Here is a 15496-nt window from a genome sequence, read left to right as displayed (position 1 = left end):
CGCCCGTCTCCACCGCCGGTCCGGTCGACCGGACCGGCTACCAGGCGCTCCGCTCGGTGCTGCGGATCCGTCCGTTCCGCCGGCTGTGGCTGGTGCTGGGTGCCGCCTCCTTCGGTGACTGGCTCGGCCTCCTCGCCACCTCGGTCTTCGCCTCCAGCCAGGTCACCGGCGACACCGCGAAAGGGCTCGCCTTCGGCGCCGTGATCGCGGTCCGGCTGCTTCCGGCCCTGGTGCTCGGCCCGGTCGCCGGGGTGCTGGCCGACCGGTTCGACCGCCGCATCACGATGGTCGTCTGCGACCTGCTCCGGTTCGTGCTCTTCGCCTCGATCCCGCTCGCCGCCCTGCTGGACGTCGGCGGTGGCCTGGTGGTCGGCTGGGCGGCGGTCGCCACCTTCCTGATCGAGGCGATCACGCTGATCTGGATTCCGGCCAAGGAGGCCGCGGTCCCGAACCTGATCCCCCGGACCCGGCTGGAGGTGGCCAACCAGCTCACGCTGATCACCACCTACGGACTCACCCCGGTGCTGGCCGCGGTGAGCATCGCCGTGCTGGACCGGAGCATCCGGGCGGTCTCCGCCGGTCCGCCGCCGGGCTGGGCCGACCCGACCCAGTTGGCGCTCTACTTCAACTCGCTCAGCCGGCTGGCGACCGCGCTGGTGGTCTTCTTCGGCATCCGGGAGATCAGTGGTCGCAGCGGTCGCCGCGAGAGCGCCGGCAGGGCCGACGAGAGCGTGCTGCGCCAGTTCGTCGACGGCTGGCGGTTCATCGGCAAGACCCCGCTGGTCCGGGGGCTGGTGCTCGGCATCTTCGGCGCCTTCGCCGGCGGCGGCGTCGTGATCGGTACGGCGAACTTCTTCACCAAGTCGCTGGCCGCCGGTGACGCGGCGTTCTACCTGCTCTTCGGTGCGATCTTCCTCGGCCTGTCGGCGGGCGTCGGGCTGGGGCCGATGATCGTCCGGGAGATGTCCCGGCGGCGCTGGTTCGGCATGAGCATCGTGCTGGCCAGCGCCTCGGTGCTGGTGCTGGCCGGCTCGATCCACCTCTCCATGGCGATCCTCGGCGCGGTCCTGGTCGGCGCCGGCGCCGGGATGGCCTTCCTGGCCGGCATCACCCTGCTCGGCGGCGAGATCGCCGACGAGGTACGCGGCCGGGTCTTCGCCGTGGTGCAGACCGGCACCCGGCTGGTGCTGATCCTGGCGATCTCGGTCAGCAGCCTGCTGGTCGGCGTCGGTGGCTCCTGGCAGCTGCGCATCGTCGACCTGGGTGTCTCGGTCTCCTCGACCCGGCTGCTGCTGCTGGTCGCCGGTGCGGTCGGGATCTTCACCGGGATCAAGGCGTTCCGCCAGATGGACGACAAGCCGGGCGTGCCGGTGCTCTCCGACCTCTGGGGCTCGATCCGGGGCCGGCCGCTCTTCCCGGCCGAGCCGTTCGCCGCGAGCGGCGCCTTCATCGTCTTCGAGGGCGGTGAGGGCGCGGGCAAGTCGACGCAGGTGAGCAGGCTGGCGGAGACGCTGCGCCAGCGACACCACGAGGTGGTGGTGACCCGGGAGCCGGGTGCGACCGGCATCGGGGAGCAGATCCGCAGCCTGGTGCTGGGCCGGACGGCCGGCGCCGAGGCCGTCGCACCCCGGGCGGAGGCGTTGCTCTACGCGGCCGACCGGGCCCATCACGTCGCCAGCGTGGTCCGCCCGGCGCTCGCCCGGGGCGCGGTGGTGATCAGCGACCGTTACGTCGACTCGTCGCTCGCCTACCAGGGCGCCGGCCGGACCCTGCCGGTCGAGGAGATCTCCTGGCTCTCCTCCTGGGCCACCGGCGGCCTCAAGCCGGACCTGGTGGTCCTCCTCGACATCGAGCCCCGGGCCGGTCTGTCCCGGGTGGGCGCCCGGGGCGGCGATCCGGACCGGCTGGAAGCCGAGTCGCTCGACTTCCACGACCGGGTCAGGTACGCCTTCCTCGACCTGGCGGCCGTCGACCCGAAGCGCTACCTGGTGCTCGACGCCGCCCGGCCCGCCGACGAACTCGCGGCGGCGGTGGCCGAGCGGGTCACCGGGATGCTCGCCGACCCGGACCTGGCCGCTCATCCCGAACCGGCGAGCCCACCGGACACCTCGGCCCGACCGGAGTTATCCGAAGCCGAGCTGCGTGCCGAGGCCGAGCTGCGTGCCGAGGCCGAGGCGGGGCCGCCTGTCGAGGCGGAGTCGCCTGTCGAGGCCGAGCCGCGTCCCGAGGCCGAGCCGCCTGCCAGAGCGGCGGAGCGGGGTGCCGGGGTGCAGCGGGGTGCCGGTGGTGCGGAGGCGGGCCGCGGTGCGGCGGACCGCGTCGGTGGTGGGCATGGCGGCTTCGAACTCGAACGGCGGCCCTGATGCCCGAGGTCTTCGCCGACCTGGTCGGGCAGCCAGAGGCGGTCGACACCCTCCGTCGGGCGACCGCGGCGGCGGAGGCGATCCGGGCGACCGCAGCGGCGGACACCGTCCCGGCGAGCGCAGCGGCGGAGACCGTCCCGGCCGCCGACAGCCCCGAGACCGCACCGGTCGAGGTGGCCACCGCCGGAAGCGCGATGACGCATGCCTGGATCTTCACCGGGCCCCCCGGCTCCGGACGTTCGGTCGCGGCCCGGGCGTTCGCGGCAGCCCTGCAGTGCCTCCGTGGCACCGGCTGCGGCGAGTGCGCCGGCTGCCACACGACCCTCGCCGGGACGCACGCCGACGTCCGGTTCGTGGTCCCCGAAGGGCTCTCCATCGGGGTGAGCGAGATGCGGGCGCTCGTGCTGCGGGCGGCCAGCACCCCCAGCGGGGGACGCTGGCAGGTGCTCGTCATCACCGACGCCGACCGGCTCACCGAGGCCGCCGGCAACGCGCTGCTCAAGGCGATCGAGGAGCCCTCGCCGCGTACCGTCTTCCTGCTCTGCACGCCGTCGACGCACCCGGACGACATCTCGGTGACCATCCGTTCCCGATGCCGGGTGGTGGCGCTGCGCCAGCCGCCGGCCGAGGCGGTGGCGATGGTGCTCCGGGACCGCGACGGCATCGGGCCGGACGTGGCCGCCTGGGCGGCCGCGGCCGCCCAGGGGCACGTCGGCCGGGCGCACCGGCTGGCCCGCGATCCGGACGCGCGCAGGCGGCGGGAGGCGGTGCTGGCCCTGCCGCGCAGGCTGACCGGCGTCGGCGCCTGCTTCGACGCCGCCTCCGCGCTGATCGACGCGGCCGAGGCCGAGGCGGCGGCGGCCGTGGCCGAGACCGACGCGGCCGAGCGGGCCGCCCTGGAGACCGCGCTCGGCGCCGGTGGTACCGGCCGGGGCGCGACCAGCGCGATCCGGGGCGCGGCCGGCCAACTCAAGGACCTCGAACGCCGGCAGAAGTCCCGGGCCACCCGGGCCCAGCGGGACGCGCTGGACCGGGCCCTGGTCGACCTGGCCGGCTTCTACCGGGACGTGCTGACCGTCTCGTTGCGGGCACCGGTCGAGCCGGTGCACACCGACGTCGCCGGCATGGCGACCACCGCCGCCGGGAAGTGGACCCCCGAAGGCACGCTGCGCCGGCTTGAGGCGGTGCTCGGCTGCCGGGCGGCGATCGAGACCAACGTCAAGCCCCGGATCGCCGTCGAGGCGATGATGCTCGCCCTCTGGCGGGGCTGACCCCGCCGCCGGGGCGACCGGCATCGGTCGGCATCGGCCGGAGTAGATGGGACTGGCCGGATCCGGGCGATCGGTCCTGATCAGGTCGATCTTGGGTGAAGGGTTCCCTTCGGGTGGTCCGCCCGGTACGGTTCGGTGCCGTAACGCAGCGAGGGTGACACATTCGGTGAGCGACGCGCTCGGTTTCACCACAGCGGGAGGGCCTGCCGGTGACGCGGGAGATCGACCAGTCGTGGGTCGAGGAAGCGATCGAGCGGTACCGGCGCATCGAGGCGCTGCAGGCCGAGTTCGACGAGGCGATCCGCCGGGTCGAGGTCACCGTCCGCTCGCCGGACGGACTGGTCGAACTGGTCGTCAGCGCCGCCGGGACGGTCACCGACGTACGGTTCCTCGGGCCGTTGCACACCCGTACCGGACCGGAGGTGGCCCGATCGGTCCGGACCGCCATCACCGCGGCCGACGACGCCGCCCGGTGGGCCCGGGAGAAGCTCCACACCGAGACGTTCGGCGAATACCGCCGACTGACGGAGGCCTGAGTGGAGGCCCTGCGGGAGATCGCCGGCCGGCTCGACGACGTTGCCGGCACGCTCACCGATCTCGCCCGCCGGCTGCCGTACGCCGGGCCGGACGGTGGCGCCGTCGTCGCCGACGGCCCGGGGCGGCTCGGCGAGGTCGGCGCGTGCCTGCACCGGCAGTGGGTGGCCGCGCTCGACGCCCGGGGGCGGGAGCTGCTGGCGGCGGCCGAGACGCTGACCGACACCGGCGCCGCACTGCGGATCGCCGGCCGCGGCTATGCGGAGAGCGACGCCGCGGCGCAGCGACGCTATGCGGAGAGCGACGCCGCGGCGCAGCGACGCTACGCGGAGGAGGCGTGATGGAGGACGCCCTCGACCAGCTCGCCGAGCCGGCCGTCGAGCTGTCCGGGCGGGTCGACGACGTCCTCGCCGCCGCCGGTGCGCCCGCCGGGCACCGGATCTGGCCGCTGCTCCGCCGGCTCCGGGTGCTGCCCGGCGACGCCGTGCAGGCGGTGATCGAGCTGCGCCCCGGCGCACTGGCCGACGCCGCGCGGGTGACCGGGGACCTGCGCCGGGCCTACGAGGAGGTCCGGGCCACGCTGGCCGAGGGCGGTTCCTGGCAGGGGCCGGCCGCCGAGGCGTACGCGGCGCACCGCAGTGGGCTGGCGGAGCACGTGACCGGATTGACCGGGCGGGTCGACGCCACGGCCGCGTACGCCGGGGCGGTCGCCGACTGGATCGCCGACACCCGCCGGGCGCTGGCCCGTACGGTCGGCGACGTGCTCGGCTCGGCGGAGGCGGTCGCCGTGGTGACGGCCGCCCGGGCCGGCGTCGGTCCGCCGGTCGCACCGGCCGCCGCCGAGATCGGCGCCCGGATCCTGGCCACGGTCGCCGAGGCGTACGACCGGGCGGAGGTGCTGCCGCAGCGGTGGGCGGCGGAGCTGGACGTCCTCGCCCACCGGCCGACGGACCTCCCCGTGTGGGGCCCCGACGGCGGCCGGATCGTCCTCTGACAGTGCGGCCGTCGTAGGGTGAAGCGCATGGGCATGCTGTGCGCGGTCAGTTTCAACCGTTACGGCCGCCTCTACTACCTCGATCCCGGCGAGCTGCGGCCGGCGGTCGGCGACCGGGTGCTGGTCCCGACCGACGAGGGCACCGAGGTGGCGGAGTGCGTCTGGGCCGCGCAGTGGGTGTCGGACGACACCAGCGGCTTCCCCCGACTGGCGGGCCTGGCCGGTGAGGAGGACCTGCGCCGCGACGAGATGCTGCGCAAGCGCAAGGCGGAGGCGAAGGTGGCCGCGAAGCGGCTGATCCGGGAGCACGGGCTGCCGATGAAGGTGGTCGCCGTCGACCACGTCGTCGACTCGGCTCCGAGCGGCTCGTCGAGCGGGTCGCGGACCACCATCTACTTCACCGCGCCGCACCGGGTCGACTTCCGATCCCTGGTCCGCGACCTCGGCGCCACCCTGCACTGCCGGGTCGAGCTGCGCCAGCTCTCGGCACGGGACTCCGCGCGGGTGCAGGGCGGCATCGGCTCCTGCGGGCGCGACCTGTGCTGCGCCACCTTCCTGACCGACTTCGAGCCGGTGACCATCCGGATGGCCAAGGATCAGGAACTGCCGCTCAACCCGCTGCGCATCTCCGGTGCCTGCGGCCGGCTGATGTGCTGCCTGAAATACGAGCACCCGCTCTATGCGGAGAGCGGCAGCTATCCGAGCCCCGGCCAGCGGGTGGAGACACCGGACGGGCAGGCCAAGGTGGTCTCCAGGCACCCGCCGAGCGAGACCGTGACCGTCCGGCAGCTCTCCGACGGCAGTGTGCGCCGGTGTGCCCTGTCGGAGGTCTGCGGATCCCGCCGCGCCTACGAAGAGCGCTGACCGGCGGAGACCCGCGCGCCGCCGCACGGCCCCCGCCGGCCGTTCCCCGGCCCCGGCCGTTCCCCGGTCGTTCCGCGGCCCCGGCCGTTCCCGCCGGTCGTTCACCGGCGTCCGGAGCTGCGGAGGGTGGTCAACGGAGCGTGAACGGCGGTTCGGCGAGGCGGAGTGGCAGTGGCTGGGTGGGCGTCAGCCAGGCGGCGTCCGGAGCGCCGTCGGGCTCCGCCTGCCAGCGCCGGCAGATCCGGTCGACCGCGACCGGATAGCCGGTCAGGGTGCCGTCGGCGGCGATGTGCAGCCGGAGGAAGCTCTTGGCGTCCTCGATCCCCTGCCCGGCGAAGAGTTCGTTGAGGTTGACCCCGAACGAACCGGCGACCAGCAGGTAGAGCGCGGTGAGCTGGCTGGCGACCAGACCCGCCACCGGCCCGTAGACCACCGCCGCGGCGACCACCGACATCGGCCATGGCCAGGCGTGGAAGAAGAGCTGCAGCCAGATCCAGGTGCCGGCGGCGGCCAGCCCGACATGGGCGAAGCCGTGACAGAGCCCGAGGATCCAGTGCCGGGCGTGGCGCTTCCCGCTGGCGCTGGGCGGCTTGGCGAAGAAGACCGCGCCGAGCAGCGTGACGACCAGCATGGCGGCGAGCGGGATGCTGAAGAGCCGCTGCGCCGCCGCCTCGGAGCGCGGCGCCACCACCCCGGCCATGGCGAGCATCAGCAGGGTGTGCAGCCCACCGAGCAGCGTGGCGAAGCCCGGGTTGCGCAGCGGCAGCCGGCCGAAGATGCCCCAGCCGTACCGCCGGGACCGGCCCGGTTCCGGATAGCGGGCGGCCAGCTCGTAACACTCGCTGGTGCTGGCCCGCCGGGACAGGGTGTCCTTCGGCGGCACCTCGATGCGGGCGGGCAGCTTGTGGGTGGGGTAGAGGTAGGCGCCGCCACCACCGCAGGTGACCAGCTCGCGGTCCGGCCCGGTGTAGCGGGCGTAGTGGTGCAGGTCGCCGGAGAGCAGCAGCCGCACCCGGGCGCCGGTCGGCGCGACGATGGTACGGATGAAATAGTCGATGGTGTCGTACTCGCCCGGCTTGTCGACGGCCTTGAGCCAGGCCGGCTCCGGCACCGCGATGATCACCCGCGACTCGGCGGTGAGCCGCTGCGCCGCCTCCTCGAAGTAGCGCAGTTGCGGGTCGTCGAGGTAGGAACCGGCCTGCGAGTCCAGCCCGAAGAGCCACCAGCCGGCCGGCAGTTCGACGGCGAAGTAGGAGCGGCTCTGCGGCGTACGCCAGCCGCCGACGTTGTCGTCCCGGGAGCGGACGAAGAGCCGGAGGAAGGCGGTGAGGCCGTCGTACCAGTCGTGGTTGCCGGGGAGGGCGTAGAGCACCGGCTGCGGGCCGTCGGCCGGCGGCTGCGGCAGGGCCGCCTGGTAGGGGCCCTTGGACCGGTTCTCGTACGCCTCGCCGCTCGCGGTCGGATAGACCTGGTCGCCGCCCATCAGCAGCATCTGGCCGCGCGGTAGCCGGTGCCCGTCCGTGGTGACCTCGGGGCGGGAGAGGAGGTAGGCGACCGAGTAGGTGGCGTCGAAACCGTCACCGAGGTCGGCGACGTAGTCCAGCCACAGGTCACCGTCCGGGCCGACCTGCCGGGTCACCTCGCTCGGCAGCGAGTTCTGCAGCTCGCGCTTGTCGAGGTAGGCGCCGAAGAGGAACGCCAGCAGCGTACGCAGCCCGGTGCTGATCAGCAGCAGCGGCGCGAGCCACGGCACCGGGCGCTGTGGGGTGAAACCGAGCTCGCGGGGATCGAGGCTGCCGGGACGGGGTGGGGCCGCGGGTTGCACCGGGATCGGCGGTGCCTGGTGATCGGTCATCGGTGGCAGCGTAGTCCGGCGGGGCTCGGACAACTGTCCGCGTACCGACCGTTGCCCGCTCCACGGAGCGGCCGTCCCTCCGCGCCGGCGTAGCGGCTGTCCTCTGCTGCGGCGGCTGCCGGCCGGCGGGCCGGCGCGCTCGTCGGAAACCCGTGGGACGGGCCGGCGAGGGGTGTCGTAGACTTGCCGGCGTTGCCGCCTTAGCTCAGTCGGTCAGAGCGACGCACTCGTAATGCGTAGGTCGACGGTTCGATTCCGTCAGGCGGCTCCAAGGTGAGGCCCTGACCAGCAGAAATGCTGGGCAGGGTCTCATGTTTGTCTATGTAGTTTTGAATCGCCCCCCGAAAACCCCTCGATAACGTCCGTAGGCGATCAGGTTCGACATGGCGGGTCATGTCGGGCGGGCCCTCGCCTGCCCGCGTCTACGTGGCCCGGGTTGGCCCATGATCGCGACGCTTGGGGTCGGTTGTGACCAGTTTGGCGCCGAGCTGTTCGAGGATGTTGGAGCTGTCCGGGGCGAGGGTGGGCTTCACGATGTAGTGCTTCTTGGTGATCTTCTTGGTCTTGTGGCGAGCTGGGCAGCGGCGCTGTCGGCGTCGGCCTCCTTGTCGATGAGGGTGGCGACGGTCTTGCGGAAGGTGTGCGGCGTCACCCATTCGAGGCCGGTGTCGGCGCGGGCCTGGCGCCACTGGCGACGAACGTTCTGCGGGGACAGCCAGGTCCCACGCCGGGAGGCGAAGATCGCGTCGTGGGGGTTGTCAGCGGCGGTGATCTTGCGGGCTATCAGCATCCCGACCGCGAACCGAGGCAGGACCATTGCCCGGTGACCCGCGTCGGACTTCGTCCAGTCCTGCCGGAAGAAGCCCTTGCGCTTGAGGTAGACGATGGTGCCGGAGATGGTCAGGGTCGGGTGTTCGCTGGAGAGGTCCAGGTCTTCCCAGCGGAGCGCCAGGATCTCGCCGATGCGGGCGCCGGTGGCGAGCATGAGGTCAACGATGTCGGCCAAGTCAGTGGTGGGGCGAGGTCCGGACTTCCCTGGTGTGGGCTCTTGCCATTTGCGGATTGCCGAGCGAACGCCGTCCAGCTGCTCCGTTTCTAGGGCGACCACCTTACGTTGCGGGTTACGTAGTCGACCGGTCTCGCGTATGGGGTTGGTCGTCAGCGCGCCACGGCGTACGGCCAGGGCGAACATTTGGCCGAGGACGACTTCTGCACTCCTAGCGGCTGACGGGCGGTCCTCGGCGACCTTACGGAGGAACTTGTCGATGCGGCCCGCGCCGGCCTCTCGGATGCGCAGGTTGCCAAGGCTTGGCACGATCGAGACGCGCACGCTGATCTCGTACCTGCTGATCGTCTGCGGCGTGACGCGTTCCTCCGCAATGATTTCGTCCAGCCACAGAGCTTCAGAAGGACGCCTGCCCGGGCAGCACGGTCAGTTCGCCCGGCTGGTGCACGGTGCTTCGCGTCGAGGCGTCCACCGCCACGACGTACCGCCGGGGCGGGCCGCTGCGGTCCCATGCCGCGCCGACGATCGTGGCCCGGAGGCCGCCCAGGAGCACCCGGGTGCCGGGCGCGTGGCCGTCCTCGTTCACCACGAGGACCGCGTCGAGAATGTGGCTGACGCCGGTCAGGGCGAGTCCCAGCCGCGAGTCCCAGACGCCCTCTTGGTCGACGACGGTGTCCGCGGCACGAAATACTGCGTCCAGGCGCGCGCTGTTGCTCCGGACCTGCACCTGGTGGTGTGCCGCGCCGGCATCGAGCGCGGCCCGGATCCGGGTCCGCAGGCTCATGTCATCGTCGTCGAGCAGCAGCCGCGCGGTCCGGTCGAGGACAGCGCAGATGGTGTCCATCGCCGTCTCCTCACCCATTTCCGCCGTCCAAGCCAGTTCGCCGGCTTTCGGCAACACCTGCGGCGACTCTCGGGCGACGACGTGGTACAGCAATGCCAGGGTCTCGACCCGGCCAGTCCCGTGATATAGCTGGCCGACACCGGTGCCGTGCATACCCCGGCTCGGCGGGAACCGTTCGACGAGGTGCTGGGCACGTCCGAACGGCAGGTCGGCGCTCCGGCGGGTGTCGGCAACGCGTTGCTGCGCGGTCCGGCGTTCACGGCACTCGATGAGCCACGCCCGGTGGGCATCGTCGCCGGGCGGGTAGATCGTGCGGTCTGCCGGGGCCGGGGGCGGGGCCAGATGCCGCGCGGCGACCGAGTACGGCACGTTTGCCTGCGCCGCATAGTCGCGCACGGCTCGTTTGCGGGCCCGGTCGGGCACCGCCTTCCTCTTGCCGGTGGGCAGGTCAGACATATCAGGTCTCCGCTGACTAGTGACTTCGTTGGGGCCTGGCTGGTGCGGGAGACCGGCTCCGGTTCCCGCACCAGGTCACACGGCCGGCGTCGCGTCGGGCACCGGCACCGGCTTCTCCGCACCACGGAACACCAGCTTGGACTTGTCGATGTTGTCCGGGTCGCCCTCGCAGTCCACGACCACGATCTGACCGGGGGTCAGCTCGTTGAACAGGATCCGCTCGGACAGGTTGTCCTCGATGTCGCGCTGGATCGTCCGGCGTAGCGGCCGGGCGCCCAGCACCGGGTCGAAGCCCTTCTTCGCCAGGTACTTCTTGGCGTTGTCGGTGAGCTCCAGCCCCATGTCCTTGTTGCGGAGCTGGGTCTCGATCCGCTGGATCATGATGTCCACGATCGAGAGGATCTCCACCTCGTTGAGCTGGTGGAACACGATCGTGTCGTCGATCCGGTTGAGGAACTCCGGCCGGAAGTGCTGCTTCAGCTCGTCGTTGACCTTCTGCTTCATCCGCTCGTAGTTCGAGTCGGAGTCCTCGGAGGCCTGGAAGCCCATCGAGACCGCCTTGGCCACGTCCCTGGTGCCCAGGTTGGTGGTCAGGATGATGACCGTGTTCTTGAAGTCCACGATCCGGCCCTGGCCGTCGGTCAACCGCCCGTCCTCCAGGATCTGGAGCAGGGTGTTGAAGACGTCCGGGTGGGCCTTCTCGATCTCGTCGAAGAGGACCACCGAGAACGGCCGGCGCCGCACCTTCTCGGTGAGCTGGCCACCCTCGTCGTAGCCGACGTAGCCGGGGGGCGCACCGACCAGCCGGGAGACCGTGTAACGGTCGTGGAACTCGGACATGTCCAGCTGGATCAGCGCGTCCTCGCTGCCGAAGAGGAACTCGGCGAGCGCCTTGGACAGCTCGGTCTTACCCACGCCGGACGGACCGGCGAAGATGAACGAGCCGGACGGCCGCTTCGGGTCCTTCAGGCCGGCCCGGGTCCGCCGGATCGCCTTCGAGACCGCCTTGACCGCGTCCTCCTGGCCGACGACCCGCTTGTGCAGCTCGTCCTCCATGCGGAGCAGCCGGGAGGTCTCCTCCTCGGTCAGCTTGTAGACCGGGATACCGGTCCAGTTCGCCAGCACCTCGGCGATCTGCTCGTCGTCGACCTCGGAGACGACGTCGAGGTCGCCGGCCTTCCACTCCTTCTCCCGCTGCGCCTTCTGGCCGAGCAGCTGCTTCTCCTTGTCCCGCAGCTGCGCGGCGCGCTCGAAGTCCTGCGCGTCGATCGCGGACTCCTTGTCCTTGCGGACCTGGGCGATCCGCTCGTCGAAGTCCCGCAGGTCCGGCGGCGCGGTCATCCGGCGGATCCGCATCCGGGCACCGGCCTCGTCGATCAGGTCGATCGCCTTGTCCGGCAGGAACCGGTCGGAGATGTACCGGTCGGCCAGCGTCGCCGCCGCGACCAGCGCGGCGTCGGTGATACTCACCCGGTGGTGTGCCTCGTAGCGGTCCCGCAGGCCCTTGAGGATCTCGATGGTGTGCGCCAGTGACGGCTCACCCACCTGGATCGGCTGGAACCGCCGCTCCAGGGCGGCGTCCTTCTCCAGGTGCTTGCGGTATTCGTCGAGGGTGGTCGCGCCGATGGTCTGCAGCTCGCCACGGGCCAGCATCGGCTTGAGGATGCTCGCCGCGTCGATCGCGCCCTCGGCGGCACCCGCGCCCACCAGGGTGTGGATCTCGTCGATGAAGAGGATGATGTCGCCCCGGGTACGGATCTCCTTGAGCACCTTCTTCAGGCGCTCCTCGAAGTCACCGCGGTAACGCGAGCCGGCCACCAGGGCACCCAGGTCAAGCGTGTAGAGCTGCTTGTCCTTCAGCGTCTCCGGCACCTCGCCCTTGATGATCCGCTGGGACAGCCCCTCGACGACCGCGGTCTTACCGACCCCGGGCTCCCCGATCAGGACCGGGTTGTTCTTGGTACGGCGGGAGAGCACCTGCATCACCCGCTCGATCTCCTTCTCCCGCCCGATGACCGGGTCGAGCTTGCCCTCCCGGGCGGCCTGGGTCAGGTTGCGGCCGAACTGGTCCAGCACGAGGCTGGTCGACGGCGCGGCCTCACCCGGCGCCGTACCCGCGGCGGCCGGCTCCTTGCCCTGGTAGCCGGAGAGAAGCTGGATCACCTGCTGGCGGACCCGGTTCAGGTCGGCGCCGAGCTTCACCAGCACCTGGGCCGCGACGCCCTCACCCTCACGGATCAGACCGAGCAGGATGTGCTCCGTACCGATGTAGTTGTGGCCGAGCTGCAACGCCTCGCGCAGCGACAGCTCCAGCACCTTCTTGGCCCGCGGCGTGAACGGGATGTGCCCGCTCGGCGCCTGCTGACCCTGGCCGATGATCTCCTCCACCTGCTGACGGACGCCCTCCAGGGAGATGCCGAGGCTCTCCAGGGCCTTAGCCGCCACGCCCTCACCCTCGTGGATGAGGCCGAGCAGGATGTGCTCCGTACCGATGTAGTTGTGGTTGAGCATCCGGGCCTCTTCTTGAGCCAGGACGACAACCCGCCGCGCTCGGTCGGTGAACCGCTCAAACATCACAACCCACACCCCCGGCGAGACCCCACGCATCCGCCAGTTGCAGGGCGCATGAGAACGCCAGGCGGTTGATTGCGCTGAGTCGGAGCCTCTTGGCCCATCATGTGGTTCTGCGTGGGTCACCACACCGGGCACGGGCAGGCGCACTGCCCGTGCCCATACTAGCCCGGATCACCACCCGCCGCATCCGTGTGGGCCGCTGCTGACCCGGACGCCGCAGTCCCCGACGGCGGCGCTTTTGACACGCATCCAGGACGCTGCCGCAAAGATGGCGCCTTCGCTTCCCCGGCCGGCTCGTGCCCATCCCGGCCAGCAGAGGCCGACCGCGCGTCTTATTCGGCGAGGCGGCGATCGGGGACAGACGCGGCGCCCACCGGGTTTGCGGTTCCTTGCAGCACCCGGACGTCCCGGCAGCTTGGACGGTGCCCCCGTTTACCCCCCGAAAATCCATGCCAAAGCCTGACGACAGGCGACAAAGTTGATCATCACTTAGTTGTGTCTGCGCAGGTCAACCGTCGTTCTTGGCGACTAATGACAAGCCAAGAAGGGCAACGGTCGAGAGGCGTAGGTCGACGGTTCGATTCCGTCAGGCGGCTCAGAAACACCGAAGGCCCGGTGACCTGGAGTTCCCCTCCACGGTCACCGGGCCTTCGGCGATCCCCGGCCAAGATCAAGGGTGCGAATCAGGGAGCAGCCCGCTTCCGCAACAGGGCACCACCGATACGGTCCGTAGCATCCCGCGCCATCGCCGACGCGACCTTGCTGTACCCCCGGGTCAGCCGGATGTCGCTGTGTCCCAACAGCTCCTGCACTACCTCGATCGGTACGCCGAGGGCGAGCAGGATGGTCGCCGCCGTGTGCCGCCCGTCATGCACCCGGGCGTCCCTGACCCCCGCCGCCTTGAGGAGCGCCTTCCACTCGTCCCAGTCGGCCTCAGGGCTGATCGGGCCGCCGGTGGCCGTGGCGAAGACGAAGCCGTGATCGAGCCACGCCGCGCCGGCCATCGCCTGCTCCAGCTCCTGGATCTCCCGATGCCGGCGCAGCGCGTCGACGAGCTCCTGCGGCAGCGGCACCGTCCGTTTCGACTTCCCCTTCGGCTCCTTCAAGATCAACCCTCCGTCGACGATCTGCTCTCCACTGCGCAGCGGCAGGACCCGGGACGGGCAGTTCCCGGCCCGCCGCCGACCGCACGGCTCGCCGGCGCACCCGTGCTCGAAGGATCTGCGGTGCAGTTGCCACCACACCCGCAGCTCCTTTGCCTCCAGGTCCACGTACGGCCACCGGAGCCCGAGGACCTCGCCCTGGCGCAGGCCGAGGGCCAGACCGACGGCCCACCGAGCCGCGTTGCGGCGCCACTCGGTGGCGTCCAGCACGGTTACGGCCTCCTCCTCGCGGAACGGCTGGATCTCGCGCGCCTTGAAGCTGGGCGCGTCCATCATCCGGGCCGGGTTGCGGGGCATGTGCCCTCGCCGGTACGCCACCTCCAGCGCCCTGCTGAGGATCCGGTGGACCTTCAGCACCGTCGACCCGGCCCGGCCGGCACGGTCCATCACCGTGTAGACCGCGTCGAGGTGGTCGGCGGTGAGCTGGTCGAGCCGGACCCTGCCGATCTCCGGGTAGACCCAGGTGCGCATCTTGCTGCGGTAGTCGTAGATCGTGCTCGGGTCACAGCGCCGCGGCGCCACGGTGTCGAGGTAGGTGGTGAGCCACGCCTCGACGGTCATCGCCCGGCCGGGCCGGACGACGGTGCCCGCCTGCTTCTGGGCGAGCAGCTCGTCGACGCGCTCCTTCGCCTCGTCCTTCGTCCGCCGCTTGACGTGGCGCCGGTCCGGTTTCCCGTTCGGCTTGGTGCCGACCGTGACCCAGGCGTGGTTCTGTCGACGATCTTGTGATGTGGACAGTTGCGGCGGCAGCATTCGGGAGCCGTTGATCATGTGGGGCGTGTTCGCTTGTAGAGCAGCTACTGCCTCATCTGTCAGGTCTACTGATCGATGGTGTTGAGCATAGGGAGGGCGATGTCATTCTCTCCACCCGAGTCCTGTCCTCGACCGCGCGATGCCACGGTTGCCAACAGCCCTCTGCTCGTGTTCACGGCCGCTACCTGCGACAACTGCGTGATCTTGCGACCGCCGGGATCGGCGTGATCCTTCAGATCCAGGTACGCCGATTCCGCTGCGATAACGTCGCCTGCACCGTGGTGACCTTCGCCGAGCAGGTCGACGGAGTGACCACCCCGCATGCCCGCTTCACGCCCGGGTTGCGGGTGTTGCTCACCGAGATCGGTCTGGCACTGGCAGGCCGTGCCGGGGCCCGGCTGGCTGCCGTGCTCGGGATGCCGGCCGGACGAGACACACTGTTACGACTGGTCAAAGCCTTGCCGGACCCGACGGCGAGGGCCGTGACAGTGCTGGGCGTCGACGACTTCGCGTTCCGGCGAGGCCGCCACTACGGCACCGTGCTCATCGACATGGCCACCCACCGCCCGATCGAGATGTTCGACGGCCGCGATGGCGACAGTCTCGCAGCCTGGCTGCGGCAACATCCGGAGGTCGAGGTCATCTGCCGGGATCGGGCCGGCGGCTATGGCGAAGGAGCCCGGCAAGGCGCCCCGGACGCGGTGCAGGTCGCTGACCGGTTTCACCTCTGGATGAATCTGGGCCAGGCGATCGAGAAGACCGTCAACGCCCACCGGGCTGGACTCGCAGCGCCAACACCGCCGCCCGGCTGGTGACACC

The 15496-nt window shown here is 71.2% G+C and carries 11 protein-coding genes, 1 tRNA gene and 1 pseudogene; 8 read left to right on the top strand and 5 right to left on the bottom strand.

The genetic code is table 11. From position 1 onward, the window contains the following. Window positions 1–92 precede the first annotated feature (92 nt). The 6 genes from tmk to ACN27G_RS27300 all read left to right on the top strand — a co-directional run bounded on the left by tmk (window position 93) and on the right by ACN27G_RS27300 (window position 6026). Window positions 93–2363: a dTMP kinase gene (gene tmk, locus ACN27G_RS27325; protein ID WP_421497476.1), complete on the top strand. Its 2271-nt coding sequence runs from the start codon at window positions 93–95 to the stop codon at window positions 2361–2363. Further along, window positions 2363–3634, top strand: a complete 1272-nt coding sequence (locus ACN27G_RS27320) for a DNA polymerase III subunit delta' (RefSeq protein ID WP_421495599.1) — start codon at window positions 2363–2365, stop codon at window positions 3632–3634. The genes tmk and ACN27G_RS27320 overlap by 1 nt, the downstream gene beginning before the upstream one ends. Window positions 3635–3843: 209 nt before the next feature. Beyond that, complete coding sequence (locus tag ACN27G_RS27315; protein WP_421495598.1) at window positions 3844–4170, top strand: YbaB/EbfC family nucleoid-associated protein; 327 nt, start codon at window positions 3844–3846, stop codon at window positions 4168–4170. Continuing rightward, window positions 4171–4509 (top strand): hypothetical protein, encoded by a 339-nt coding sequence (locus ACN27G_RS27310; protein WP_421495597.1) that lies wholly within the window; start codon window positions 4171–4173, stop codon window positions 4507–4509. Continuing rightward, window positions 4509–5162 (top strand): hypothetical protein, encoded by a 654-nt coding sequence (locus ACN27G_RS27305; protein WP_421495596.1) that lies wholly within the window; start codon window positions 4509–4511, stop codon window positions 5160–5162. The genes ACN27G_RS27310 and ACN27G_RS27305 overlap by 1 nt, the downstream gene beginning before the upstream one ends. A gap of 27 nt (window positions 5163–5189) precedes the next feature. Next, window positions 5190–6026, top strand: a complete 837-nt coding sequence (locus ACN27G_RS27300) for a PSP1 domain-containing protein (protein WP_421495595.1) — start codon at window positions 5190–5192, stop codon at window positions 6024–6026. 130 nt (window positions 6027–6156) lie between these two features. Here the strand turns inward: ACN27G_RS27300 and ACN27G_RS27295 are convergent, their stop codons facing one another. Next, complete coding sequence (locus ACN27G_RS27295) at window positions 6157–7881, bottom strand: metallophosphoesterase family protein (protein WP_421495594.1); 1725 nt, start codon at window positions 7879–7881, stop codon at window positions 6157–6159. A gap of 194 nt (window positions 7882–8075) precedes the next feature. Between ACN27G_RS27295 and ACN27G_RS27290 the strand changes: the two genes are divergently transcribed. Next, window positions 8076–8152: transfer RNA gene (locus ACN27G_RS27290), tRNA-Thr, on the top strand. 151 nt (window positions 8153–8303) lie between these two features. On the opposite strand, the pseudogene ACN27G_RS27285 reads toward ACN27G_RS27290, so the two are convergent. From ACN27G_RS27285 to ACN27G_RS27270, 4 genes and pseudogenes are all read right to left on the bottom strand, one after another. Further along, window positions 8304–9280 (bottom strand): annotated as a pseudogene (locus ACN27G_RS27285) (tyrosine-type recombinase/integrase); the annotation flags it as partial. A 4-nt stretch (window positions 9281–9284) separates the two neighbouring features. After that, the gene (locus ACN27G_RS27280) at window positions 9285–10187 is read right to left on the bottom strand and encodes a hypothetical protein (RefSeq protein WP_421495593.1); all 903 of its coding nucleotides are present in this window, start codon (window positions 10185–10187) and stop codon (window positions 9285–9287) included. 75 nt (window positions 10188–10262) lie between these two features. Then, window positions 10263–12761, bottom strand: a complete 2499-nt coding sequence (locus ACN27G_RS27275; RefSeq protein WP_421495592.1) for an ATP-dependent Clp protease ATP-binding subunit — start codon at window positions 12759–12761, stop codon at window positions 10263–10265. A 683-nt stretch (window positions 12762–13444) separates the two neighbouring features. Next, a complete protein-coding gene (locus tag ACN27G_RS27270; RefSeq protein ID WP_421495591.1) occupies window positions 13445–14677 on the bottom strand; it encodes a tyrosine-type recombinase/integrase in 1233 nt (410 codons plus the stop codon). A 47-nt stretch (window positions 14678–14724) separates the two neighbouring features. On the opposite strand from ACN27G_RS27270, the gene ACN27G_RS27265 reads away from it, so the two are divergent. Then, entirely contained in the window at window positions 14725–15492 is a 768-nt protein-coding gene (locus ACN27G_RS27265; RefSeq protein WP_421497475.1) for an ISL3 family transposase, read from the top strand. The last annotated feature ends 4 nt before the right edge of the window (window positions 15493–15496 follow it).

This window comes from Plantactinospora sp. WMMB334, from assembly GCF_049179095.1.
In the GTDB taxonomy this organism is placed as follows: domain Bacteria; phylum Actinomycetota; class Actinomycetes; order Mycobacteriales; family Micromonosporaceae; genus Plantactinospora.
The sequence above is the reverse complement of the archived record's forward strand: the minus strand, read 5'-3'. Positions and strand labels throughout refer to the sequence as shown.